Origin of the sequence: Natrinema sp. CBA1119, assembly GCF_002572525.1 — an archaeon.
Lineage (GTDB): Archaea > Halobacteriota > Halobacteria > Halobacteriales > Natrialbaceae > Natrinema.
The window spans coordinates 26592-50037 of record NZ_PDBS01000001.1; the positions used below are offsets into that span (position 1 = coordinate 26592).

At 65.0% G+C, this 23446-nt stretch carries 20 protein-coding genes; 11 read left to right on the top strand and 9 right to left on the bottom strand.

The genetic code is table 11. From position 1 onward, the window contains the following. Nucleotides 1–113 precede the first annotated feature (113 nt). Nucleotides 114–662 carry a DUF8170 family protein gene (locus CP556_RS00155; protein ID WP_098723764.1) on the top strand — a complete coding sequence of 183 codons (549 nt, stop codon included), beginning with the start codon at nt 114–116 and terminating at the stop codon, nt 660–662. A 269-nt stretch (nt 663–931) separates the two neighbouring features. Then, the gene (locus CP556_RS00160) at nt 932–1537 is read left to right on the top strand and encodes a hypothetical protein (RefSeq protein WP_176548074.1); all 606 of its coding nucleotides are present in this window, start codon (nt 932–934) and stop codon (nt 1535–1537) included. 115 nt (nt 1538–1652) lie between these two features. Here CP556_RS00160 and CP556_RS00165 read toward each other — a convergent pair whose 3' ends face one another. From CP556_RS00165 to CP556_RS00185, 5 genes are all read right to left on the bottom strand, one after another. Next, nucleotides 1653–2627, bottom strand: coding sequence for an aldo/keto reductase (locus CP556_RS00165; RefSeq protein ID WP_098723765.1), 975 nt, complete (start codon nt 2625–2627; stop codon nt 1653–1655). 392 nt (nt 2628–3019) lie between these two features. Beyond that, on the bottom strand, nt 3020–4891 hold the full coding sequence (locus CP556_RS00170) for a formate/nitrite transporter family protein (RefSeq protein ID WP_098723766.1): 1872 nt from the start codon (nt 4889–4891) through the stop codon (nt 3020–3022). Nucleotides 4892–4986: 95 nt separating this feature from the next. Continuing rightward, nucleotides 4987–6183, bottom strand: a complete 1197-nt coding sequence (locus tag CP556_RS00175; protein WP_098727223.1) for an ABC transporter permease — start codon at nt 6181–6183, stop codon at nt 4987–4989. Between the two features lie 70 nt (nt 6184–6253). Further along, complete coding sequence (locus tag CP556_RS00180) at nt 6254–8152, bottom strand: PrsW family glutamic-type intramembrane protease (protein ID WP_098723767.1); 1899 nt, start codon at nt 8150–8152, stop codon at nt 6254–6256. Next, nucleotides 8149–9066, bottom strand: coding sequence for an ABC transporter ATP-binding protein (locus CP556_RS00185; RefSeq protein ID WP_098723768.1), 918 nt, complete (start codon nt 9064–9066; stop codon nt 8149–8151). The genes CP556_RS00180 and CP556_RS00185 overlap by 4 nt, the downstream gene beginning before the upstream one ends. A 142-nt stretch (nt 9067–9208) precedes the next feature. On the opposite strand from CP556_RS00185, the gene CP556_RS00190 reads away from it, so the two are divergent. Continuing rightward, nucleotides 9209–9631, top strand: a complete 423-nt coding sequence (locus tag CP556_RS00190) for an SRPBCC family protein (RefSeq protein WP_098723769.1) — start codon at nt 9209–9211, stop codon at nt 9629–9631. A gap of 456 nt (nt 9632–10087) precedes the next feature. Here CP556_RS00190 and CP556_RS00195 read toward each other — a convergent pair whose 3' ends face one another. Further along, nucleotides 10088–10717: a flavin reductase family protein gene (locus CP556_RS00195; RefSeq protein ID WP_098723770.1), complete on the bottom strand. Its 630-nt coding sequence runs from the start codon at nt 10715–10717 to the stop codon at nt 10088–10090. 132 nt (nt 10718–10849) lie between these two features. On the opposite strand from CP556_RS00195, the gene CP556_RS00200 reads away from it, so the two are divergent. Further along, complete coding sequence (locus tag CP556_RS00200) at nt 10850–11203, top strand: winged helix-turn-helix transcriptional regulator (protein ID WP_098723771.1); 354 nt, start codon at nt 10850–10852, stop codon at nt 11201–11203. A gap of 78 nt (nt 11204–11281) precedes the next feature. On the opposite strand, the gene CP556_RS00205 is transcribed toward CP556_RS00200, so the two are convergent. Then, nucleotides 11282–11728, bottom strand: a complete 447-nt coding sequence (locus CP556_RS00205; RefSeq protein ID WP_098723772.1) for a UPF0179 family protein — start codon at nt 11726–11728, stop codon at nt 11282–11284. Nucleotides 11729–12154: 426 nt separating this feature from the next. Continuing rightward, a complete protein-coding gene (locus tag CP556_RS00210; protein ID WP_098723773.1) occupies nt 12155–12586 on the bottom strand; it encodes a DUF5820 family protein in 432 nt (143 codons plus the stop codon). Between the two features lie 448 nt (nt 12587–13034). Between CP556_RS00210 and CP556_RS00215 the strand changes: the two genes are divergently transcribed. From CP556_RS00215 to CP556_RS00245, 7 genes are all read left to right on the top strand, one after another. Beyond that, a complete protein-coding gene (locus tag CP556_RS00215) occupies nt 13035–13262 on the top strand; it encodes a hypothetical protein (RefSeq protein ID WP_255291376.1) in 228 nt (75 codons plus the stop codon). Beyond that, the gene (locus CP556_RS00220) at nt 13259–15331 is read left to right on the top strand and encodes a PrkA family serine protein kinase (protein ID WP_098723774.1); all 2073 of its coding nucleotides are present in this window, start codon (nt 13259–13261) and stop codon (nt 15329–15331) included. The genes CP556_RS00215 and CP556_RS00220 overlap by 4 nt, the downstream gene beginning before the upstream one ends. Before the next feature lies 1 nt (nt 15332). After that, nucleotides 15333–17621, top strand: a complete 2289-nt coding sequence (locus CP556_RS00225) for a PrkA family serine protein kinase (RefSeq protein ID WP_098723775.1) — start codon at nt 15333–15335, stop codon at nt 17619–17621. After that, nucleotides 17612–18940 carry a YeaH/YhbH family protein gene (locus CP556_RS00230; RefSeq protein ID WP_098723776.1) on the top strand — a complete coding sequence of 443 codons (1329 nt, stop codon included), beginning with the start codon at nt 17612–17614 and terminating at the stop codon, nt 18938–18940. The genes CP556_RS00225 and CP556_RS00230 overlap by 10 nt, the downstream gene beginning before the upstream one ends. Next, nucleotides 18933–20951, top strand: coding sequence for a SpoVR family protein (locus CP556_RS00235; protein WP_098723777.1), 2019 nt, complete (start codon nt 18933–18935; stop codon nt 20949–20951). Before CP556_RS00230 ends, CP556_RS00235 begins: the two co-directional genes overlap by 8 nt. A 210-nt stretch (nt 20952–21161) precedes the next feature. Next, a complete protein-coding gene (locus CP556_RS00240; RefSeq protein ID WP_098727224.1) occupies nt 21162–22187 on the top strand; it encodes a HEAT repeat domain-containing protein in 1026 nt (341 codons plus the stop codon). Nucleotides 22188–22249: 62 nt separating this feature from the next. Then, nucleotides 22250–22639: a secondary thiamine-phosphate synthase enzyme YjbQ gene (locus tag CP556_RS00245; protein ID WP_098723778.1), complete on the top strand. Its 390-nt coding sequence runs from the start codon at nt 22250–22252 to the stop codon at nt 22637–22639. Nucleotides 22640–22737: 98 nt separating this feature from the next. Here CP556_RS00245 and CP556_RS00250 read toward each other — a convergent pair whose 3' ends face one another. Continuing rightward, nucleotides 22738–23403, bottom strand: a complete 666-nt coding sequence (locus CP556_RS00250) for a glycerophosphodiester phosphodiesterase (protein WP_098723779.1) — start codon at nt 23401–23403, stop codon at nt 22738–22740. Between the last annotated feature and the right edge of the window lie 43 nt (nt 23404–23446).

The window sequence follows — 23446 nt, forward strand, 5'->3', positions numbered from 1 at the left end:
GTTTATCCTGGAGTGAATCACTGTGGCGTAACTCACCGGGCGCGATCACCAAGTATCGGAAAAACGGAAACGACACGGTAACTACTATCCGTAATTCGAGCAAATCACCGCGTATGACAGATGACGATCCGCCGGTCCCTGACGAGGTCCTCGCGAGCGCGACGGAGCGACTCGAGGCCGCGGAGCTCTCGCTCGCGGACAACGAGGAACTCCTCTACGCGCTGAGCGAACTCCGGCCGGTATACGAGAGCGAGCGTTCGTACTTCGTGCTCGGAAACTACGACCGCGAGCCGATCCGACGCCTGAATCTGGTCGTCGATCGGCTGAACCGCCGCTCGGACGCCTACGCGTTTCGCATGGTCGACGTTCGCGGTGACTGGGACAACGGCATCCAGAAGTTCTGCCTCGTCGCGGATCTGGTCACCCACATCGTCGGCGTCGCCGAGGCGGAGCCGAGCGGCTTCCTCGTCGAACAGGGCCTGCTCGCGGGCACGTCCGACTATTTCGAGAAGAGCCACGTCCTCAAGCGGGAGTACCCGGGCGACGACCGTGCGTTCGACTGGATGCAGGACAGCGTTTTCGACCTGCTCGAGGACGAGAGACGGCTGTATCGGTGGGAAACCGAGGCGGGCCTCGTCGAGGCCGCCGACGCGCTGCCGTGATCTCCGGTTTGGTGGCCGCCGGCTGCGCCCGATATCGAACGACTACAACGATGGCTTTTCGATCTATTACGAAACGGATGACAGCGCACACCCGACCGGATAGATGTTACGGACCAAAGGGCTCGTTACCGCACCAAGTAGTACGCTTCCATTCCACAATCCGAGTCTGTTCGATGCGAAGACGGACCTATGATCGCGTGGTCGGTGAAACGGTCTCCGTCCTTATTGGGCGACCAATGCGCTAGTCGCCACTGCCGGAGGCTACTACTATGGATCACGAGTCACTCCCAACCACGGACAGCGAGGAATCGACGCGTCGGACGTTCATGAAACAGGGCGCTACAGCGACGGCCGGACTGGCACTCGTCGGCGCAGGGGCGGGTACGGCGACGGCACAGGACGGCGGAATCCTCGACGAGGGATGGGAAGCGCTCATCTTCGCCAACAACTTCCATCCCGAAGCGCGGTTCACGTTCGTCTCCGGCGTCGTCGAGTGGACCCCGAACTACGGAGACGTTCGGGACAGTTGGTTCTCGGAGTATAACACGTACCAGATACGGTGGCTCAACACCGGTGAGGTTGTCTCTCTGTTCGTCTCCGAGGACGCCGAAATCGGCCAGTACAACGAAAACCTTGGCTACATCCCGGAACCGGAGGAAGGACAGAACAGACCGCAGGTGTTCGAGGTGAATCAAGAGTGGACGCCGTTCAGCGACAACCAGCAACTCATCACGATCAACGTCAATCCGGCGGATGACGAGGTCGCGGAGTCCATTCTCGAAAACGACGACTGGTGGCAACCGATGGAGAACAACGGCGGTGGTGACACCACGACGAACGGTGGCGGTGGCAACAATACGACGGCCGGTAACTAGTCGTCGGACAGACGGTCGGACGGAAGGAGATCGGTGTCGTCCGAGCGGGGTCGAAGAGACCGGTTAACTCCGGTTTTTGAACTAGTCGGCGGTTGGCCCCAGCCGTTGAGCCGACTCACCGGTGACCGGACACCGGAACCGGCTCGTAGGGCTCCTCGAGGAACTCCAGATCCGACTCGGAGAGATCGATCTCGAGCGCTTCGACGGCCTGCTCTAAGTGTTCGACGCTGGTCGTGCCGACGATCGGTGCGTCGACCCAGTCCTTGTGCAGCAGCCACGACAGGGCGATCTGGGCCATCGTCGCGCCCTTATCGTCCGCCAGGTCCGCGACCCGCTCGTTGATCTCCTGGCCGCCGCCCTCGCGGTAGGGGTGTTCGTACAGATACTCTTCAGTCTCGCCGCGGGTCGTGGCGTCGATCTCCTCGTGCGGTCGGGTCAGATAGCCACGAGCCAGCGGCGACCACGGCATGACGCCAACGTCCTCTTTGTCGCAGAGCGGGAGCATTTCGCGCTCCTCTTCGCGGTAGACGAGGTTGTAGTGGTTTTGCATCGTGGCGAAGCGCTCGAGGCCCAGCCGGTCGCTGGTGTGCAGCGAGTCGGCGAACTGGTGAGCCCACATCGAGGAGGCACCGATATAGCGGACGTGTCCGCGGCGAACGGCGTCGTCGAGCGCGCGGAGTGTCGTCTCGATCGGCGTCTTTCGATCCCAGCGGTGGGGCTGATAGAGGTCGATCGTGTCCATCCCCAGTCGCTCGCGGCTCGCCGCGAGTTCCTGTTCGATCGCCTTTCGAGAGAGACCGCCCGAGTTCGGGTCGTCGTCGCGCATCCGGAAGAAGCCCTTCGTCGCAACCACCGACTCCTCGCGGTGGCCCTCGAGCGCCTCGCCCAGGATCCGCTCTGACTCGCCCCGCGAGTACAGGTTCGCGGTATCGAAGAAGTTGATCCCGAGGTCGATTGCGCGGTCGATGATCTCCTTGCTCTCCTCGTCATCGAGCACCCACTCGCGCCAGTCGCTCGAGCCGAAACTCATACAGCCCAGACAGAGTCGGCTAACCTGCATCCCGGTCGAACCGAGCGTCGTGTACTCCATAGCGGCGGTACGGAAACCGGCACAAAAACAGTACGTGGTGCGGCAATCGATGCCCGACAACGTCGGACCGATCTAGTGCCATAACAGCGGAGCGAGTAATCCCGCCGCGATGAGTCCGCTGCCCACGAGTAGTTTCGCCCTCGTAATCCAGTGTATTGCCATGAGACAACGGTTTCTACCGAAGCCCATAGCTAATCACACCGAGGACGGATTGAACGTCGTCATTTATCGGACTAATCGCTCGTTTCCCGACTCGGACGGGAGCGGATACCGCGACTCCGTTCGAGCGACAGTCACCACCAAAAATCACTAGACTTCCGATCGGACGACGGGAACGCGGTTCGAAGCGCACCGTTCTCGCTCTTGGTTTGTCGTCGGGACTGTCGAATCCGCTACCAGCCCAGCAGTCGGCGAATGACGTTTCGTTTGCTGGGTCGCTCGGCGAGCAGGACCGAACTGTCGACCTCGTTGACGACGTCCATGTGAAGGGAGTCACTCACGAGCCGCGAGAGGAGTCCCGCTTCCGTCGCGCCGATGATCACGAGCGAGTGATCGGCGGCTTCGCGACAGATCGCCCCCTCGATATCGCCGGAGTCGTCGATCGTGAGGTCGGCGTCCTCGAGGTCGTGCTCGGACGCCCAGTTCGCGAGGAACGTCCGCCCCTCCGCGCGCTCCTCGGCGTCGTCGACGACGTGCAGGAGGGACACGTCCGATCCGTCCGCTTGCACGAGCGTTCGAGTGACTTCGGCGCTGAGGTCCGAGTCCGGACCGCCGGCAGTTGGCAGGAGGATCCGCGAGGTGTCAAGGTCTCGGTCCTTGAGGACGAGGAAATCGCAGGGAAGATTGTTGGTCAGCTTTCTGATCCGACTCTCGGCGGGCCCCGCTCCCCACGGTTGATTGTCGTCCCAGCCCAGGACGACGAGGTCCGCCCGTTCGCGCTCCGCAGTGTCGAAGACGTCCTCGAACGACCGGTGGGAGACGACCGTCGAGGTTTCGTAGTCGATGTCGTACGACGAAATCGTGTCCCGGAGCCCTTCCATCTTCTTCTCGGATTCCGAGATGATCCGTTCGTTCCGTCCGGAGCCGTAGCGCATTGACCGCCGGTTGGGTATCTGGACGATGTGGACGGCGTGGACGACCGCGTTCTCGTGGTCGTTCGCCAGCGTACAGGCCAGATCAACGATCCGCGACTCGGTGCGCGGATTCGAGATCGGAACGAGCACGCGGTACGTCCCGCTCTCTTCGATCTCCGACACGCCGGCGGTGTCGATCAGGGGAACGTACGACCGGCCGACGTAGCCCCCGAACAGCCACTCCCGCATCGAAAGCTGGCGTTCGTTCCCCTCGAATCGGGCCGACTCGAGGCGGCGTTCACTCGTCTGGAAGTAGTTGACGACGGTCACCAGCAAGATGCCGCCGATGGTGTTTCCGAGGAGGACCGGGAGAACGAACTGAGTCAGGCCAGCGAAGAGACCGAACTCACCGAGGAAAACGACGTAGGCCATCTCGGTGAACGAGGTGACGACGTGGAACAGGTTGCCGATCGGGATCGCAAGGAACGCCAAGTAGACGATGACGATTCGTGCGATCGTTTCGCGCGCGGAGTACTCCACCCAGACGACGCCGGCGACGATCAGGCCGGCGAAGGTCGCCTTGAAGAACAGATCGAGCCACGCCGTTTCCATGCCGTGAGTCCCGAGATACATCGCCGCGTCGGCCGCTTCGGGCGAAAACACGCCGGCCCACGCGAGCGCCGCCGCACCGATCGCGCTGCCGGTGAAGTTTCCGGCGAGCACGATCGTCCAGTGGCGCAAGAGCGCGGGAATACTCGCGATTCGCTCGAGGGAGAGCGCGACCGGCGGGAGCGTGTTCTCGGTGTAGAGCTGGTAGCCGCCGATGATGATGTAGATGAAGCCGAGCGGATAGAGCAGCGCGCTCAGTATCGGATGGCCGTCGGTCGAAGCGTACAGCGAGGCGTACAGCAAGACCGTGATCGTGATCGCGAAGCCGGCGGCGATGCCGCTGAAGAAGAGTTCGCGGCTCCCCGAAGTGACCTCCTCGTCGGCCGCGGCGACGATCCGCTGGAAGACCTCGTCGGCGGAGAAGCGATCGCGAACGACCGCGCCGACCGCCGGTGCACCGCTTCTGGATCGTTCGACCGCCTCTCGGACCTGTTCTTGCTCGGGGGGCTCGCCGGCCTGTCGCTCCTGATCAGGGGGCTCTCGGTCCGTCCGCTCCTGGTCGGGTGGATCGGGGTTACTCATTACCAGATACGCACCCCTAGAGGGACTAAGCGTTTAGGATCTGGCATCGCTGTCTTGCCGAAACGAGTTTCCTCGAGCGAGAACCGTCTCGCGCCCTACAGCGAGTCGGGCTCGAGTCGATCGATACCGCGCTCGAGGGCAGCGAACGCGCCGATCGCGAGCAGCCCGTACGCGGCGAGCAGCCCCCACGTCGTCGGCGTCGGATTCCCGATCGCGAACTTCGCGACGGTGTTCGCGGGGTGTTCGGGCAGGACGGTCGCGAGGACCAGCGCGCCGACGGTGGCCGTCGAGTAGAGCAACTGGGCCTGTCGCCTGTCGGGCGCCCACAGCGCGATCGCGACCCCGCCGGCGACGACCAGCAACGATAGCGCGGCCACCAGGACGACAAGCGCCACGGGACTTGCGATCGCGGTCCCGTTGAACGAGAGCAAGAGGAGCCACGCGATCGCCTGCAGCGGTGCCAGCGCCGCCGTCGCCAGCAGCTTCGCGTCGATCACGTCCGCGAGCGAGAGCGGCGCGACGCGGAGCAACTCGAGGGTTCCCCGCTGGCGCTCCTCGATCAGCGAGTCCACGACGATGGAGCCGCTGATGAACACCGGCAGGAAACACAGCAGCGGCAGCAGGATGGTGTAGGTGAAGCCGACGAACGGGCTCGCCTCGATCTCGTCCGGGACCGGCACCGGTGACTGCTCGAGGCGACCGTTCTCCACGTGTCCCTGGCGCTCGACGCGCTCGACGTGCTCCAGGGTGTCCCGAAGCTGGACGACGAGCAGGGTCGTCTGGAGCCCCGATTCGGGTGCGGTCGCTCTGACGACGAGTTGCCCGTCGTCGTTTCTGTTCGCGTCGAGCACGGCCGACACCGCGCCGGTATCGAAGGCGTCGTAGGCGGCCCCGCGGTCGTCGTATCGCTGGGCGGTGACGCTGTCCCGTTCGTTCGCGACTGCGAGCAGCGTGTCGGTATCGTCCCCGGTGACGGCGATCTCGGTCTGATAGCCGTCGACCGCCCCCGGATCGGACAGCGAGACGAGGCCGACGACCAGAAACGAGGAGAAGGCCGCGATGAACAGCTGAATCGCGAGCGCCAGCAGGATCGTCTTCTCGGAGCGCAGCGAGGCCAGTTCGCGGCGCGCGACGGCCCAGCGTGCCCCCCGGCTCGAGCCCGCGTCGGTCCCGCCGTCCGACCGTACCGGGGGATTCGGGCCCCGCCGGCTCGAGTCTCGGGGATCGTCGGTCCTGCTCGAGCGGGACCGCCACTCGGTCCGCGCGGTTCGGGCGCTCTCGCCGTCGCCGATCTCGCCGTCGTCGCTCTCACCGCCGCCGCTCTCACTGTCACCGATCTCACCGTCATCGGCGCGGTCGCGCTCACGCGACAAGGGTGATCACCCCCAGATTGTAGGCCGCGTGAACGACGATCGCCGCGATGAGACCGCCGACGTAGCCGAGTCGGCTGCGGCTCGCCCCGAGTGCCGAGGTGACGGCCGTCACGACGTGCAAGGCGAGCGGCGCGAGAAAGACGACGGCGAGAACGAGCGGCTCGTCCGAGACGGCCGGACCGAACGCGGCGGTGCCGACCGGGAGATCGGGGAGGCCCACGAACTGGACGACGTGGGTGAGCTTCTCGCCGACGAAGAATCCGGCTCCGGAGAGCGCGCCGAGTACGGCGGCGGTCCGCAGCGATGGCTCGAACCGCGAGCGGGCGAAGCCGGCGTAGACGTGCACGCTCTTCGCGATCTCCTCGACCGTCGCCGCGAGGACGATGATCAGCGGCACAGCGATCGCTTGGGGGACGACGAATAGCAAGGCGACCGCGAGGAGCTGACTCGCGAAGACGAACGGAATGAACAGGATCGACAGCACGAAGACGCTCCGGCGGCCGCGGATCCGGCTCGCGATCGCGTCGACGACTTTGCTCGGGATCGGTTTCTGGGCGAACATGTCCTCCTCGCGATAGACGCCGATCCCGAGCAGGAAGCAGACGGCCGCGCCGAGGTAGAAGGGGCCGGTCGAGAACAGGTACTCGCCGAGTCGGACCGACTCGTTCTGGAGGTCCATCACGACCAGCGTCAGCGGCGAGATCAACGCGATGGCGTTCACGTCGGCGAAGACCGCCGGAATGAACGTGTACGTCGTCAGGAAGACGCTGATCGTGACCGTCACGAAGGTGAGTTCCTTGAACGAGCGGGCGAGCATCGCCCCGACGAACGTGGCCCCGAGGAAGAGCAGGGCGATCGGTAGCGCCGCCGCGACGGCTATCGGCCCGCCCTCGATCACCCACGCGATCGCGACGACGACCCCGACGAGTCCGAGTAAGTACGGAAGGGTCTTCCCCGCGACGATCTCGCGACTCGAGGCCGGTGAGACCAACAAGAGCTCGCCGCGGCGTTTGACCCGCTCGTCCATGATCGTGCTCCCGTAGGCCTGAATGACGAAGTTCATCGGAACGACGAAGAGGAACGCGAGCACGAGCGATTCGAACGGGAACGGCGGCGAAATCGAGCCGGGACGATCCGGCGCCGTCGACGACGTCGATCCGTCGCCGACGTTGGGAACCTGCGTTCGGCCGTCTCCGTCGCCGGTCCCGCTTCCGCCGGTACCGTCGGTCCCGCTTCCACCGGATCCGTCCGTCCCGGATTCGTCTCCGGTGCTCCCGTCCGTGTTCTCACCGGTTCCGTCGCCACTTCCGCCGTTCGTTCCGTCTCCGCTATCGGTTCCGTCACCGGCTCCGTCACCGGTTCCGGACTCGGTCGACCCGCCGAGGTCGCGCTGCTGATACTCGATCGAGACGAGCACCGGGTACGCGGCCGCCTGGTCGGCCTCCTCGTCCATCAGCTTCCCGTTGTACGACTCGACGGACTCGCGAAACGCGTCGTAGGCGGCCGCGCCGTTGTCGCCGAGGTGGCCGATCCGACCGTCTCGAGTCACGACTACGTCTGCGTTCGCCTCGTCGCGAACGGCGATGGTGCCGGTGTTTCCGTCACCAGCGTCGGTCGTGATGTCCTCGAGCGGGACGGGGCGGAACTGCTCACTGTCGACGGCAACGTCGTAGTACCGGCTGTCCTCGTCGACGCCGACGGTGTAGATCTCCCGCTCGAGGCCGAGTCCCTCGTCGGCGACCGAGAACCCCGCGGTCCCGATCGCGGCCACCATCACGACGAGGATGAGCGCAGTCTTTCGATCGACGGTACCGGCGCTCCGGGCGACCTCCCAGCGAGCGATCCGGGCCGTGCGCGAGACGATCCCGCGGAGACGGCCGTCGCTCACGTCTCGGCCTCCAACGGCTCGCTCGCCACCTCGAGGAAGATATCCTCCAGACTTGGGGTCTTCGTCTGGATATCGGTGACGCGGCCACCGGCCGCCTCGACGGTCTCTCGGACGGCGTCGACGGCCGTCATATCGCCGACGACGTGGCGGACCTGCCCGTTCTCGTGGCTCACGTCGATCGGCGAGCCGGCGTCAGTCAGGCCCTCGCTGCCGTCTTCGGTCGCGTAGACGTGGTACTCGGTGCCGCCGTGGGCGTCACGGATCTCCTCGAGCGTGCCGCGGGCGACGATCCGGCCGTCGTTCATGATGACGATCCGGTCGCAGATGCTCTCGACGTGGAAGAGGTTGTGCGCGCTGAAGACGATCGTCTTGCCCTCGTCGCTCAGTTCCTCGGTGAACTCGATGATGTAGTTGGTCGTCAGCGGATCCAGCCCCGACGCCGGCTCGTCGAAGATCAGCACGTCGGGGTCGTTCACCAGCGCCCGCGCGATCGCGACCTTCCGCTGCATCCCCTTCGACATGTTGCCGATCTTCCTGTCGCGGTGCTCGAGGTCGAGGCGGTCCAGCGAGTCGTGGATCCGCTCGCGGGCCACGTCGCGGGGCACGTCGTAGAGATCGGCGAAGAACTCGAGGTAGTCGATCGCGGTCATCTCCTCGTAGAGCGGGGACTCCTCGGGGAGAAAGCCCAGGCGGCGCTGCATCGCGGGCTCGCCAGGGGTGTGGCCGGCGACGACGGCGGTGCCGGCGGTGGGTTCGATCAGCCCGGCCAGCATCTTCAGCGTCGTCGTCTTGCCCGCGCCGTTGGGGCCGACGACGCCGAAGACCTCGCCGCGCTCGATGTCGAAGGAGCTGCCCTCGACGGCGACGAAGTCGCCGTACTCCTTCCGGAGGTCGTCCACTTCGAGAATTGCCATTGGATAGACCGACGGAGGGAGCCGTTCCAGTAAAGTCTAGCGGCCGGTGACTATCAGGCGAAGGCACTGATCTGCCCGTCGTGAGCGCGCCCGACCTGCTTTCGTGGCAATCCCCATAGGTCGGGAGCGCGTAGCGACCCCCATGACTCGAGTCCGGACCACGCGAACGTCGGACGGCCGTCGCCTCGAGGTTTCGAACGTCATGTCCGTCCCCGCGGCCGACGCCTGGGAGGTCCTCGTCGACACGATGCAGTGGCCGGAGTGGTCACCGATCGTCCGCGGCGTCGAGTCGACCGATCGCCGGATTCGATCCGGAACGACCGGGCGGGTCAGACTACCCGGCGTCTGGGTCCCCTTCCGGATCACGGAGTGTACGGAGCGACGGTGGACGTGGCGCGTAACGGGGATTCCGGCCGCCGGACACCGCGTCGACGACCTCGGCCGCGACCGCTGTCGGATCGCGTTCGAACTCCCGATTCACCACGCGGGATCCGCGCCGGTCAGTCTGCGAGCGCTGGAGAACATCGAAACGCTGCTCGAGGACGAAGCGGCGACCGTTCGATAGAGGAGAGCAACGTATTGCTCCAGACCGGTCAACCGGCATGCGGTGGCGCGCGCTGTCGGCCGACCGAGCGTCGCGAGGTGCGAACATTGTGAGCGCCTCGGAAAGCGAGCGGTGACCGCAGGGAACCGTGAGCACAGTGAGGGCGGCCGACGATGCTGCGCGAGGGATGAGCGAGCGACGATAGGAGCGAGCGAATCGGTTGGGGAGGGTGTGGCGATTCCCTGTTGCCACGATAGCAGGGCGCGTTGTCTCACCCAGTCCCTCCGAAACACACCGTTCCATTCACACCCTGCACCGATCAAACCGGACGCGCCGTTTGGAGCACGCTCTTCTCCGACCGTTTCCGCCTCAACTCGAGTACATCGAACCGACCGTTCGTCTCGGCGGACAAGGATTGCGGCCATCAGCGACAGTTACCGCTGTGAAACGGTGTGATGTTACGACACGTACCGCGGGTTACGGCGGCCGCTCGAGCGAAAACCGATCGGTCGTCCGCGCGTAGTGGCTCCCCGCGAGCCTGCCGACGGCGTCGATCTTCCCCACGTCTACCTTCCCGTCGGTGGTCACCGAGTCCGCGAGGTGGACGTGGCGAACCTCGCCGAGGACGAGCGTCGAGCCGCCGACATCGACGAGGTCGTGAAGGGTACATTCGAAGGCCACCCTCGCATCGGCGACCCGTGGTGGATCGACCGCCGTCGAGTCGGCCCGCTCGAGGGCGGCGTGATCGAACTCGCTCTCGCCGGCCGGCAGCGTGGCGCTGGTTTCGTTCATGGCCGCGGCGAGCTCCTCGGTCACGAGGTTGACGACGAACTCGCCGGTGCCGCGAGCGTTCCGCGGGGTGTCCTTGAGTCCCTCGGCACCGTCGACGGGCGCGAACAGCAGGACGGGCGGCTCGACCGACGCGACGGTGAAGAAGCTGTAGGGGGCGAGGTTGTCGACGCCGTCCTCGCTCCGGGTGCTGACCCACGCGATGGGGCGCGGGACGACCGCACTCGAGAGGATTCGGTAGAGCGATCCGTCGGTTTCGTCGACGTCGATTTCGAGGGCGTCGGTTCCATCACCGGCGCTCGACCCGTCGTCCGTCATGGCGGTTCCTCCGGCGATCGATCCCCGGTCGGCGTCAGAGCTGTCCTCCCGTAATCTACTAACACGATGTTATCCGGTTCGGAACCGAACTACTAAAACGGTTCGCGACGTAGCCGTGGTCAGAGACCACCGATGTCATCCCCGCAAACGAAACCCCGCGAGACACACGACGACGCCTGTCCCGTCATCGCCTCCCTCGAGCAGATCGGCTCCCAGTGGCGGCTGGCGGTGCTCCACGAGCTCTTGGACGGTGAACAGCGCTTCAACGAACTCAAGCGCTCGACTGGCGCGAACGCGCGGACCCTCTCGCGCGTGCTCGACGACCTCGGCGAGATGGGCTTCGTCGAACGGCGTCTCGAGGAAGACGCTCCCGTCGCCACCTTCTACAGCCTCACCGACAAGGGCGAGTCCCTGGAGCCCGTCTTCGGCGAAATCGAGTGCTGGGCCGGCTCGTGGCTCGAGGACGGCGAACTCGAGGCACAGTAGTCCGAGAGAGTCCCCAGCAAGAAAAGAGCCAAAGTGGACGAGCAGCCGCCGAAAAGACGTTTTCCGGGCGCGAGTCGATCAGTCGTCGGTCTCGAGTTCGACTAACTCGAGCGGCCGGTCGAGATGGCAAACATCGTGTGGCGGCTCGCCGATGATCTCTCGAATGCGATACTCCTCGTCGAAGTCGACGCCGTCGGGCTCGCAGTACTCGTGGCTCGGACAGGCGACGTAGGGACAGGGACCGGGGAGGCTCGTCTTGCTGCCGGCGAACGCTCCCTTGGACGTGATGTTCGCGCGCGTCGGCGCGGGTTCGACCTCGACGGCGCGAACGCCGCCGTCGTGCATGGCGCACTCGAGCGTCTGGGCGTTCTCGCGGACGGAGGTGATGCGATACTTCGTTCCGGGCTGGAGATTGAGACACTGACTGCGGTAGGGACAGCCGGCGCAGCCGTCGGCCTCGCCCTGATAGACGAACTCGGTTCCGGGCTCGGCCAGCCGGGAACCGACGAGTGTAACGGTCGACATACCCACGCGTAGTTGCCACTGGCGGTTAAGCGTCACGTCCCGGTGATCGACCGAAGTATCACGTCTCGGCGGTCGACCGAAGTATCACGTCTCGGCGGTCGACCGAAGTATCACGTCTCGGCGGTCGACCGAAGTATCACGTCTCGGCGGTCGACCGAAGTATCACGTCTCGGCGGTCGACCGAAGTATCACGTCTCGGCGGTCGACCGAAGTATCACGTCTCGGCGGTCGACCGAAGTATCACGTCTCGGCGGTCGACCGAAGTATCACGTCTCGGCGGTCGACCGAAGTATCACGTCTCGGCGGTCGACCGAAGTATCACGTCTCGGCGGTCGACCGAAGTATCACGTCTCGGCGGTCGACCGGAGTGTCACGGCGAGAGGGATTGATCGGAGTGCCAGGCGATATATTCGGACTCGAGAGCGGTCAGTCCGCGCTTTCGTCGCCAGTGAGGTCGTCGAGGCGGTCGAAATACTCCTCACGAGGGACCTGATAGAGCGATCGGTAGTCGATCTCGCCGTCGTCGAACTGGCGGGCGAGTGCGACGGTCCGCTCGAGGGCCGCCTCCCGGGTCGGGAACCGAAGCGTCTCGTTCAGCGAGACATCTGGCTCGAGATAGAGGGTGACGAACCAGTCCGCGGAGTCGGCAGTATCGGCGGGGTTGACGCCGGGGCGGCGGGTCCGCTTGCCGTGGGTGAGATACAGCGTCGGTAGACAGGGTGCCGGGAAGTCCGCGGCGTTGAAGACGTCCGGTCGGTACGCGAGGACGAGCCGGCCGTCTTCCCCCCGGCTCCAGACGGTCCAGCCGTCTGGGAGCTGCGAGCGGTCGATCCCTTCGTCCGTCTCCGAATCCGACATGGGAGTCGCTAGGGCTGCCCGCCTCTAGTAGCCACCGAATCGGTGGACGGCCTCCCCGTCGACACCGCGATCGGTCGTCGATGGGCCGCCCGGCCCACCGGTTCGCCGGTCGACAGCGGTCTATTGTCCCCGTCAAGATCGACGTGACAAACCGGCGGTAGAAGAGTGCGCGCGAGCCGACGTGGACGCTGCAGGCCGGTGATTTATCCGATAGACCACCGAATATGGGGTGTGATACCGAGCACCAATATAGACTTCTGGCAGTATTTACCTGCAATAAACTTCTGACAAATATCTTTTGGGGCTAAGGTTAAGTACCTGGATTACTCACTCATTAAATACTATCGGTATCCGTTCGACGGACCGATCCACTCCGCGCCCGTCCCCGGCGCATCGTCGTCCGCGGCCAGCGGGGTCACCGCACGACAGCGAGTGGAAGAGACGACACATGACACGCAATATAGCCGCCCGCGACGGAGTCGCGCTCCGCGAGAATCCGCTCGAGGAGTCCGACGAGTACGACGCGCTCACGTCGGGTGACGCGACGCGACGGATTCCGACGGTTCGACCACGAGACGTCCCGATCGGTCGAACGACGTCCACTCACGTCGTCCGCACACGAATGGACGACTGCACTGCAGACGGGAGAACCCCGCAACTGGCAATGATACCATGACCGGTGACATCGAGACACTCGAGCAGCTCAGTACGGATTACCAGGAATCGATGCCCGCAGACCTGCGGGAAACCAAGTCCTTCGACTGGTACCTCGAGGCGGTGTACGAGGACCCGAAGATTGCCCGCAACGCCCACCAGCGCGTCGCGGATATGTTCGACTACTACGGCACCACCTACGACGAAACGGAGGGTGTAGTCGAGTACCAACTGGCGAGCGAGGACCCGCTGGGTGACGGTGAGAACACGTTCTACGGAAAGATCATCCACCAGTCGATCCACGAGTTCGTGAACAAGGTCAAATCGGGTGCTCGACGCCTCGGTCCCGAGCGCCGGATCAAGCTCCTCCTCGGTCCGGTCGGCTCCGGGAAGTCCCACTTCGACAAGCAGGTCCGCAGGTACTTCGAGGACTACACGCTTCGCGACGACGGGCGGATGTACACCTTCAAGTGGACCAACCTCTGTGACGTGATTCAGGACCAGGACCCGGCCGACGACACCGTCCGGTCACCGATGAACCAGGATCCGCTCGTCTTGCTCCCCGTCGAGCAGCGCCAGCGGGTCATCGACGACCTCAACGAGAACCTCGATGCGCCGTACACGATCCAGAACGAGCAGGCGCTGGACCCCGAAAGCGAGTTCTACATGGATCGGCTGCTGGCGTACTACGACGACGATCTCCAGCAGGTCCTCGAGAACCACATCGAGATCGTCCGCTTCGTCGCGGACGAGAACAAGCGACAGGGTCTCGAGACGTTCGAGCCCAAGGACAAGAAGAACCAGGACGAGACGGAGCTGACGGGAGACGTCAACTACTCGAAAATCGCCATTTACGGCGAGAGCGACCCGCGCGCGTTCGATTACTCGGGTGCCTTCTGTAACGCCAATCGCGGCATCTTCTCCGGCGAAGAGCTGCTCAAACTCCAGCGGGAGTTCCTCTACGACTTCCTCCACGCGACCCAGGAGCAGACGATCAAGCCCAAGAACAACCCGCGGATCGACATCGACCAGGTGATCGTGGGTCGTACCAACATGCCAGAGTACAAGGACAAGAAGGGCGACGAGAAGATGGAGGCCTTCAACGACCGCACCAAGCGGATCGACTTCCCGTACGTCCTCAGCTACGAGGACGAGGCCAACATCTACGACAAGATGCTGAGCAACGCCGACGTCCCCGACATCAACGTCGAGCCCCACACCCTCGAGATGGCGGGCCTCTTCGGCGTCCTCACGCGCATCGAGGAGCCCGACACCGAAACCGTGGAGTTGCTTTCGAAGGCCAAGGCCTACAACGGCGAGATCGACGAGGGCGACGACATCGACATCAAGAAGCTCCGCGAAGAGGCCGAGGCGACGGCCGAAATCGGCGAGGGCATGGTCGGCGTCTCTCCCCGGTTCATCGGCGACGAAATCGCCGAGGCGATCATGGACTCCAAACACCGCCAGCGAGGCTTCCTCTCGCCTCTGACGGTGTTTAACTTCTTCGAGGAGAACCTCGAGCACCACGGCTCGATTCCGGAGGACAACTTCGAGAAGTACTACCGCTACCTCGAGACCGTGCGCGAGGAGTACAAGGAGCGGGCCATCGAGGACGTCCGCCACGCGCTGGCCTACGACCTCGACGAGATCCAGCGCCAGGGCGAGAAGTACATGGATCACGTGATGGCCTACATCGATGACGACACCATCGAGGACGAGCTCACGGGCCGCGAACAGGAGCCCGACGAGACCTTCCTGCGCAGCGTCGAGGAGAAACTCGACATTCCCGAGGATCGCAAGGAGGACTTCCGACAGGAGGTCTCGAACTGGGTCAGCCGCAGGGCCCGCGAGGGCGAGGCGTTCAACCCGCAGGACAACGAGCGCCTGCGCCGCGCGCTCGAGCGCAAGCTCTGGGAGGACAAGAAGCACAACATCAACTTCTCCGCGCTGGTGAGCGCCAACGAGTTCGACGACGACGAGCGCTCCGCGTGGATCGACGCGCTGATCGAACAGGGTTACTCCGAGGGCGGAGCCAAGGAGGTGCTCGAGTTCGCCGGCGCGGAGGTCGCCAAAGCAGAGATGGAAGAGTAACATGGCACGAGGAACCGACTACGTCAGCGACGCTGACCGCGCCCTCGAGGAGACCTACGAGGAGCCGATGCACCTCGCGGCGTACGTCGATCGAATCTTCGAGAACCCCTCGATCGCCTCCCACGCCTCGAAGTACCTGCTCGAGGCGATCGAGGCCGCGGGGACCCGGACCGTCGTCGAGGAGGGCGAGGAGAAGGAGCGCTACCGCTTCTTCGACGATCCGCACAACGACGGCGAACACGCGATCCTCGGCAACACCGAGGTGCTCAACGGGTTCGTCGACGACCTGCGGTCGATCGCCGCCGGCCGGGCGAAAGACGAGAAGATCATCTGGTTCGAGGGACCCACGGCGACCGGGAAGTCGGAACTCAAGCGCTGTCTGGTCAACGGGCTCCGCGAGTACTCGAAGACGCCGGACGGCCGCCGCTACACCGTCGAGTGGAACATCTCGACCGCCGACGCCGGCGAGCGCGGCCTGAGCTACGGCGGCGACGCCAGCGCCGGAGACGAACAGAACTGGTACGAGAGCCCGGTGCAGGCCCACCCGCTGTCGGTGTTCCCTGAGAACGTCCGCGAGGACCTGCTCGAGCGACTCAACGCGGAACTCGACGATCACGTTCCCGTGCAGGTCGACGCGCAACTCGACCCGTTCTCCCGGGAGGCGTACGACTTCCTCGAGGAGCGCTACCGCCGGGAGGGCGAGGAGGAACTGTTCTCGGCGATCACGGACGAGGACCACCTCCGCGTGAAGAACTACGTCGTCGACGTGGGCCAGGGCGTCGGCGTCCTCCACTCGGAAGACGACGGCCCGCCAAAGGAGCGCCTCGTCGGCTCGTGGATGCACGGCATGCTCCAGGAACTGGACTCGCGGGGCCGCAAGAACCCGCAGGCGTTCAGCTACGACGGCGTGCTCTCGCAGGGCAACGGCGTCCTCACCGTCGTCGAGGACGCCGCCCAGCACGCAGACCTGCTCCAGAAGCTCCTGAACGTCCCCGACGAGCAGTCGGTGAAACTCGACAAGGGGATCGGGATGGACGTCGACTCCCAGCTGCTGATCATCTCGAACCCCGACCTCGAGGCCCAGCTCAACCAGCACTCGGATCGAAACGGGATGGACCCGCTCAAGGCCCTGAAGCGCCGGCTGGACAAACACCGCTTTGGCTACCTGACGAACCTGAGCCTCGAGACGGAGCTGATCCGCCGCGAACTGACCAACGAGACCTCGGTCTGGGAGGCCGAGAGCTACGACGAACTCGAGGATCGGATCCGCGCGCCGGTGACGGTGACGGTCAAAGGCCAGGACGGCCGGACGCGGACCCAGGAGTTCGCCCCTCACGCCGTCGAGGCGGCCGCGCTGTACGCGGTCGTCACGCGACTGGACGAGGAGGACCTCCCGAACGGGCTCGATTTGGTCGACAAGGCCCGGATCTACGATCAGGGCTACCTCCAGGAGGGGGACACCCGCCGGGAGAAAGACGAGTTCGACTTCGACGACGACGGCAACGACGGCGACCACGGCATTCCCGTCACGTACACCCGGGACACGTTGGCCGAACTGCTCCAGGCGGACCTCGAGCGCCACCACGCGGAGCTGCCGGTCGAGGACGTCGTCATGCCCCGCGACGTGTTGAACGCCATGGTCGAGGGGCTGGCCGACGCGCCGGTCTTCTCGACGGGCGAACGCTCGGAGTTCGAGAACCGCGTCGTCCCCGTGAAGAACTACATCTACGACCAGCAGGAGTCGGACGTCATCGAGGCCATCATGCACGACAAACGCGTCGACGAGGAGACCGTCGCCGAGTACGTCGAACACGTCTACGCCTGGGAGACCGAGGAGCCGCTGTACAACGACCGCGGCGAGCGCGTCGAGCCCGATCCGCTGACGATGAAGCTCTTCGAGATCGAGCACCTCGGTCGGTTCTCCGAGTCCGAATACGAGGGGAACCTCCCCCGCGAGAGCGTCCGGAATTTCAGGCGCGAGAAGGTCATCACCTCCCTGAACCGCCACGCCTGGGAGCACCGCAACGAGGACTTCTCCGTCGAGGACGTCGACCTCACGGCGATCCCGGTGATCAAGACCGTCCTCGAGAGCCACGACTGGGACGACGTCGAGCGGACCTTCGAGGACTTCGACCCGCGACAGTGGAGCGATCCGCCCGGCGGGACCGAGACAGAAGCGGTCAAGGAGAGCACGATCGCAACGATGGTCGACCTCTTCGGCTACTCCGAGGCGTCGGCCGAACTGACAAGCAGACACGTCATGGGACAGGTGAGCTACAGATGGGACTGAGAGACGACCTCGAGCGATTCCGCGAAGTCGGCGAGGAGCGCCGCGAGGACCTCGCCGACTTCATCCAGTACGGCGACCTCGGCCAGAGTCGGCCCGGGGAGATCAACATCCCGGTGAAGATCGTCTCGCTGCCGGAGTTCGAGTACGATCAGCGCGACAAGGGCGGCGTCGGCCAGGGCGAGGACGGCACGCCAGACACCGGCCAGCCGGTCGGCCAGCCCCAGCCACAACCGGGCGACGACGACGGCGAGGACGGCGACCCCGGCGAGGAGGGCGGCGACCACGAGTACTACGAGATGGACCCCGAGGAGTTCGCCGAAGAGCTCGACGAGGAGCTCGGCCTCGACCTCGATCCGAAGGGGAAGAAAGTCGTCGAGGAAAAGGAAGGCCCGTTCACCGATCTCACGCGAAGCGGCCCCAACAGCACGCTCGACTTCGAGCGGATGTTCAAGGAGGGGCTCAAGCGCAAGCTCGCGATGGACTTCGACGAAGAGTTCCTGAAGGAACTGTGCAAGGTCGAGGGGATCGAGCCACGCGACGTCTTCGAGTGGGCCCGCGGCGAGAGCCTGCCGGTGTCGATGGCGTGGGTCGAAGAGGCCTACAGCAACATCCCCGACGAGGAACGCGGCAAATGGACCTCGATCGAGGAGGTTGAAAACGAGGTCGAGCGCGAGAGCGTCCAGCAGAAGATCCGCCGCGAGGGGATCCAACACGTCCCCTTCCGTCGCGAGGACGAGCGCTACCGCCACCCCGAGATCATCGAGGAGAAGGAGAAGAACGTCGTGGTCGTCAACATCCGCGACGTCTCCGGCTCGATGCGCGAGAAGAAGCGCGAACTCGTCGAGCGGACCTTTACCCCGCTGGACTGGTACCTGCAGGGCAAGTACGACAACGCCGAGTTCGTCTACATCGCCCACGACGCCGACGCCTGGGAGGTCGAGCGCGACGAGTTCTTCGGCATCCGCAGCGGCGGCGGCACCAAGATCTCGAGCGCGTACGAACTCGCCGACCAGCTGCTCGAGGAGTACCCCTGGAGCGACTGGAACCGGTACGTCTTCGCCGCGGGCGACTCGGAGAACTCCTCGAACGACACCGGCGAGCGCGTGATCCCCCTGATGGAGGAGATCCCGGCGAACCTCCACGCCTACGTGGAGACCCAGCCCAGCGGGAACGCGATCAACGCCACCCACGCGGAGGAACTCGAGCGCCACTTCGGTACCGACGCCGAGGATGTCGCGGTGGCGTACGTCAACGACGAGGCGGACGTGACCGACGCGATCTACGAGATCCTCTCCACGGAGAGTGATGACAATGAGTAATTCGGACAGATTCCGCAAACAGGCGATCGCCAGCGATCTCGAGGAACCGGTCGAGGAGGCCAGAAACCTGGCCGAGACGCTCGGCCTCGAGCCCTACCCGGTGAAGTACTGGATCATCGACTACGACGAGATGAACGAACTCATCGCGTACGGCGGGTTTCAGAGCCGCTACCCGCACTGGCGGTGGGGCATGCAGTACGATAAACAGCAAAAGCAGGGCCAGTACGGCGGCGGGAAGGCCTTCGAGATCGTCAACAACGACAACCCGGCCCACGCGTTCCTTCAGGAGTCGAACACGGTGGCCGACCAGAAGGCGGTCATCACGCACGTCGAGGCCCACTCGGACTTCTTCGCGAACAACGACTGGTTCGGCATGTTCACCAGCGGCCGCGCCGACGAGGACCAGGTCAACGCCGCGGCCATGCTCGAGCGCCACGCGCGAGCCATCGACGAGTACATGTCCGACCCCGACATCGACCGCGCCGAGGTCGAGAAGTGGATCGATCACTGCCTGAGCCTCGAGGACAACATCGACCAACATCAGGTGTTCAGCCGCCGGCTCGACATCGACGGGCCGGCCCACGAGGAACTCGACGAGGACCTGGCCGAGAAGTTAGATGAACTCGAGCTCTCCGACGAGATCAAAGGCGAGGTGTTCGACGAGGCATGGGTCGAGAAGCTCGAGGGCGAGGACGTCGCGGTAAACTTCCCCGAGGAGCCACAGAAGGACGTGCTGGCGTTCGTCCGCGAGCACGGCAAGCAGTACGACGCGGACGCCGGCCGGGGCGTCGAGATGACGGAGTGGCAACGCGACATCCTCGACATGATGCGCGCGGAGGCGTACTACTTCGCCGCTCAGAAGATGACGAAGGTGATGAACGAGGGCTGGGCCGCCTACTGGGAGTCGACGATGATGACCGACGAGGCCTTCGCCGGCGACGACGAGTTCCTCAACTACGCCGACCACATGGCCAAAGTCCTGGCGTCGGGCGGGCTCAACCCCTACAGCCTCGGGATGGAGCTCTGGGAGTACGTCGAGAACACGACCAACCGACGGGAGGTCCTCGAGGCTCTCCTGCGCGTCGAGGGCGTCTCCTGGCGGAACCTCACCGAGGTCGTCGACTTCGACGAGGTGCTCGACCGGCTCGAACCGCCGGAAGCCATCGAGACCATCACCCCCGAAACGCTCGACTCGCTCGAGGACGTTCCCGATGAGTGGCTCGACCAACAGGCGCTCGAGCGGGCTCGAGACGGTGAGATCGACGTGTCGAAATACCCCTGGAAGGTGTTGACATACGAGGGCGTCGCTCGCCGACACTACTCGCTGGTCAAGCGCCAGAACCGCGGCTTCCTCGCGCGGGTCACTCAGAACGAACTCGAGCGGATCGGCCGCTACCTGTTCGACGACGCCCGCTATTCGTCGGTTGCAGAGGCACTCGAGGACGTCGACTTCGCCGCGGGCTGGGACCGGCTGTTCGACGTGCGGGAGAGCCACAACGACGTGACCTTCCTCGACGAGTTCCTGACCCAGGAGTTCATCACGGAGAACAACTACTTCACCTACGAGCACTCGCAGGCGACCGGGCAGTTCCACGTCGCCAGCGACGCGGCCGAGGACGTCAAGAAGAAGCTCCTCCTGCAGTTCACCAACTTCGGGAAGCCGACGATCGCGGTCTACGACGGCAACTACAACAACGCGAACGAACTCCTGCTCGGCCACCAGTACAATGGCGTTATGCTCGATCTGGGGCAGGCCAAGGAGACCCTCAAGCGGATCTTCGAGCTGTGGGGGCGACCGGTGAACCTGTTGACGATCGTTAAGGAAGTCGACGAGCACGATATCGAGGTCGCCAAGCGCCGCAACCGCGAGCCCGAACCCGAAGAGCAGGGCAAACTGATCCGGTACAACGGCGAGACGATGACGACCGAGGACGTGCCGTGGGAGGAGGTCGAACACCTCGCTGCCGACGACGTCGACTACGACACCAAGCCCGAGGAGTGGCTCGCCTAGGGACGCTCGATGCCCGGTCCGCTTTGTGATTCGAACGATCGTACTTCGTGTCCGAACGACTTTTCGAGTCCGGACGACCTGCGTTCGGTCTCGATCGCCGATAGTTCGAATTCGAATAGTTCGTAATTCGACGCTGTCACGGCTGAACAAAGGTGTTTCGCCGTCATTCGGCCAGAATGCTTTTATAGACCATCTCCAATGCAGGAGACGATGGATGGGGAATGGGGAGAGGCCGTCGAGCCTCGGGGCCGGGGGGCCGCCGGGATCGACCTCCCATCGGTACTCGCACAACTCGACGAGCAGGAACCGGCCGAACAACGGGCTGCGGTCCGCCGAATCCGCACTGCGATCGACGAGCGCAGCCAGGCGGCAGCGTACGTCCCGACGGTTCCGAAGCTCCGGACGCTGCTCGAGCGTCCAGCGATCGATTTTCGCGACGATATCGCCGCCTGTCTCGCCGATCTGGCAGCCCAAGCGCCGACCGATGTCGCGCCGTCAGCCGGATCGATCGTCGCCGTCGCCGTCGAGAACGCCGACGAGCCGATGGTGGCGGACCTACTCCGGTGTCTCGCCACCGTCGCGGCCGAGCGGCCGGACGTGCTGGTCGAGCACGCGGCAGCGATCACCGAGGTGCTCGAGCGGCGAACCGGCTCCGATCGGTGGGGGATTCGCATACTCGCGCACGTCTCCCGGGAGGATCCGACCGCGATCGAACCGGCCGCATCGGTTCTCATCGATGCGCTGGCGGCGGACCCAGTCGAAAACGGGCCGCCAGCTCTCCGAGCGCTCGGTCGACTGGCGCGCACCGACGCCGCGTTGCCCTCCCTCGAGTTCGTCGCACAGGCCGCCGCGCTCGCGGATCACGACGACGCGTCGTTGCGATACGACGCGATCGGCTGTCTCGGCGACGTGGCCCGCCGCGATCCCACCGCGGTCGAGCCGGTGTGTGCCGACCTCGGGGCGGCGCTGTCCTGCGACGATCCCGACACTCGCGCGATCGCGGCGGTCGCGGTCAGCCGCGTCGTCGCCGGCGTCGAAACCGCCGTCGACCCGGTTCAGGGCCAGTTACTCGAGTTACTCGCGGACGACCACCCGCACGTGCGGGCGAACGCCTGCGTCGCGCTCGGTCACGGTCGCGTCGACGCGGCCGTCCCGTATCTGCGGACCCTCGCGAGCGAGGACCCGGCTCCGAACGTGCGCGACCGGGCCGCGTGGGCCACGCGACAGCTTTCGTAAGGGCCTGTCGTTCGTCGGTGCGGACCGAAACGCAATCTATCCTCGGGGTCGACCACTCGCGCATGGCGTTTTCCGTCGAAACCGAGTCGCGGCTGACGATCGTTGACGTGACCGATCGCATCGCGGCGGCCGTTCCTGACGACCTCGAGTCGGGGACCTGTACGGTCTTCGTCGAGCACACGACGGCCGGCCTCGTCATTCAGGAAAACGAACCGCGGCTTCGCGGCGACCTCGAGTCGTTCCTGCGGGATCTCGTTCCGGACGAGGGGCACGCACACGACAAACTGGACGGCAATGCGGACTCACATCTGCGGGCCGCGCTGATCGGTCCGGACGTGACGGTTCCAGTCGAGGACGGGGAGTTAGCGCTGGGGACGTGGCAGTCGGTGTTGCTCGTGGAGTGCGACGGCCCGCGAACGCGGACGGTGTCAGTGACGACCGTCGGCGACTAATTGCCGGCTGTGCGGTGCAACGCGCCGCGCTGCTGGTCGCTCGCAGGGACACTCCCTGGACCTGACCGCAGCGCTCCGTCCGTCACCTGCATCGAGGATTACACGTCGATCGGCCGATCCGCCGAAACGTACTCGACGCCGCGGCGGGCGAGCAATTTCGCCACCGCTCGTCGTTCGATCGTCCACGCGTGGACCTCGAGTCCCACCGCCGTCGCTCGCGGCACGACGCGTGTCGCCAGACAGCGCCAGTAGCTCGCCCCGATGACGTCGCAGTCGAGTTCGACCGCCGTGGTGATCGGCGTCTCGAGGTGCCGACTGACGAGGAGCCCGATCGGTTGACTCGGATCGCGGTCGCGAACCGCCCGCAGTTCGGAAACCAGAAACGAGGTGAGGACGACGCGATTGGGGAGGGCCGCGTCCTCGAGAGCAACGAGGACGTCCGCGGCGATGCCGGATTCTTTGAGTTCGATGTGGGCCTCGACGGTCGGCGGGAGGGCCTCGAGCACCGCCGCGAGGGTCGGAATTCCGTCGCCGGAGCCGCGCACCGAGCGAGCGGAGAGGTCCGCGAGGGCGGCGTCCGCGACGGTCCCGGTGCCGTCGGTGACGCGGTCGATCGTCTCGTCGTGGACGACGACGAGTTCGCCGGAGCCACAGCGTCGCACGTCAAACTCGACGGCGTCGGCGCGGTCGGCCGCGGCTCGAACGGCACTAATCGTGTTCTCGGGAGCGGTCGCAGCGAACCCACGATGCGCGATGAGCCGCATACAGTGTTGATTGGGGCTCGGCGACTTTATTCGGACGTTCTTT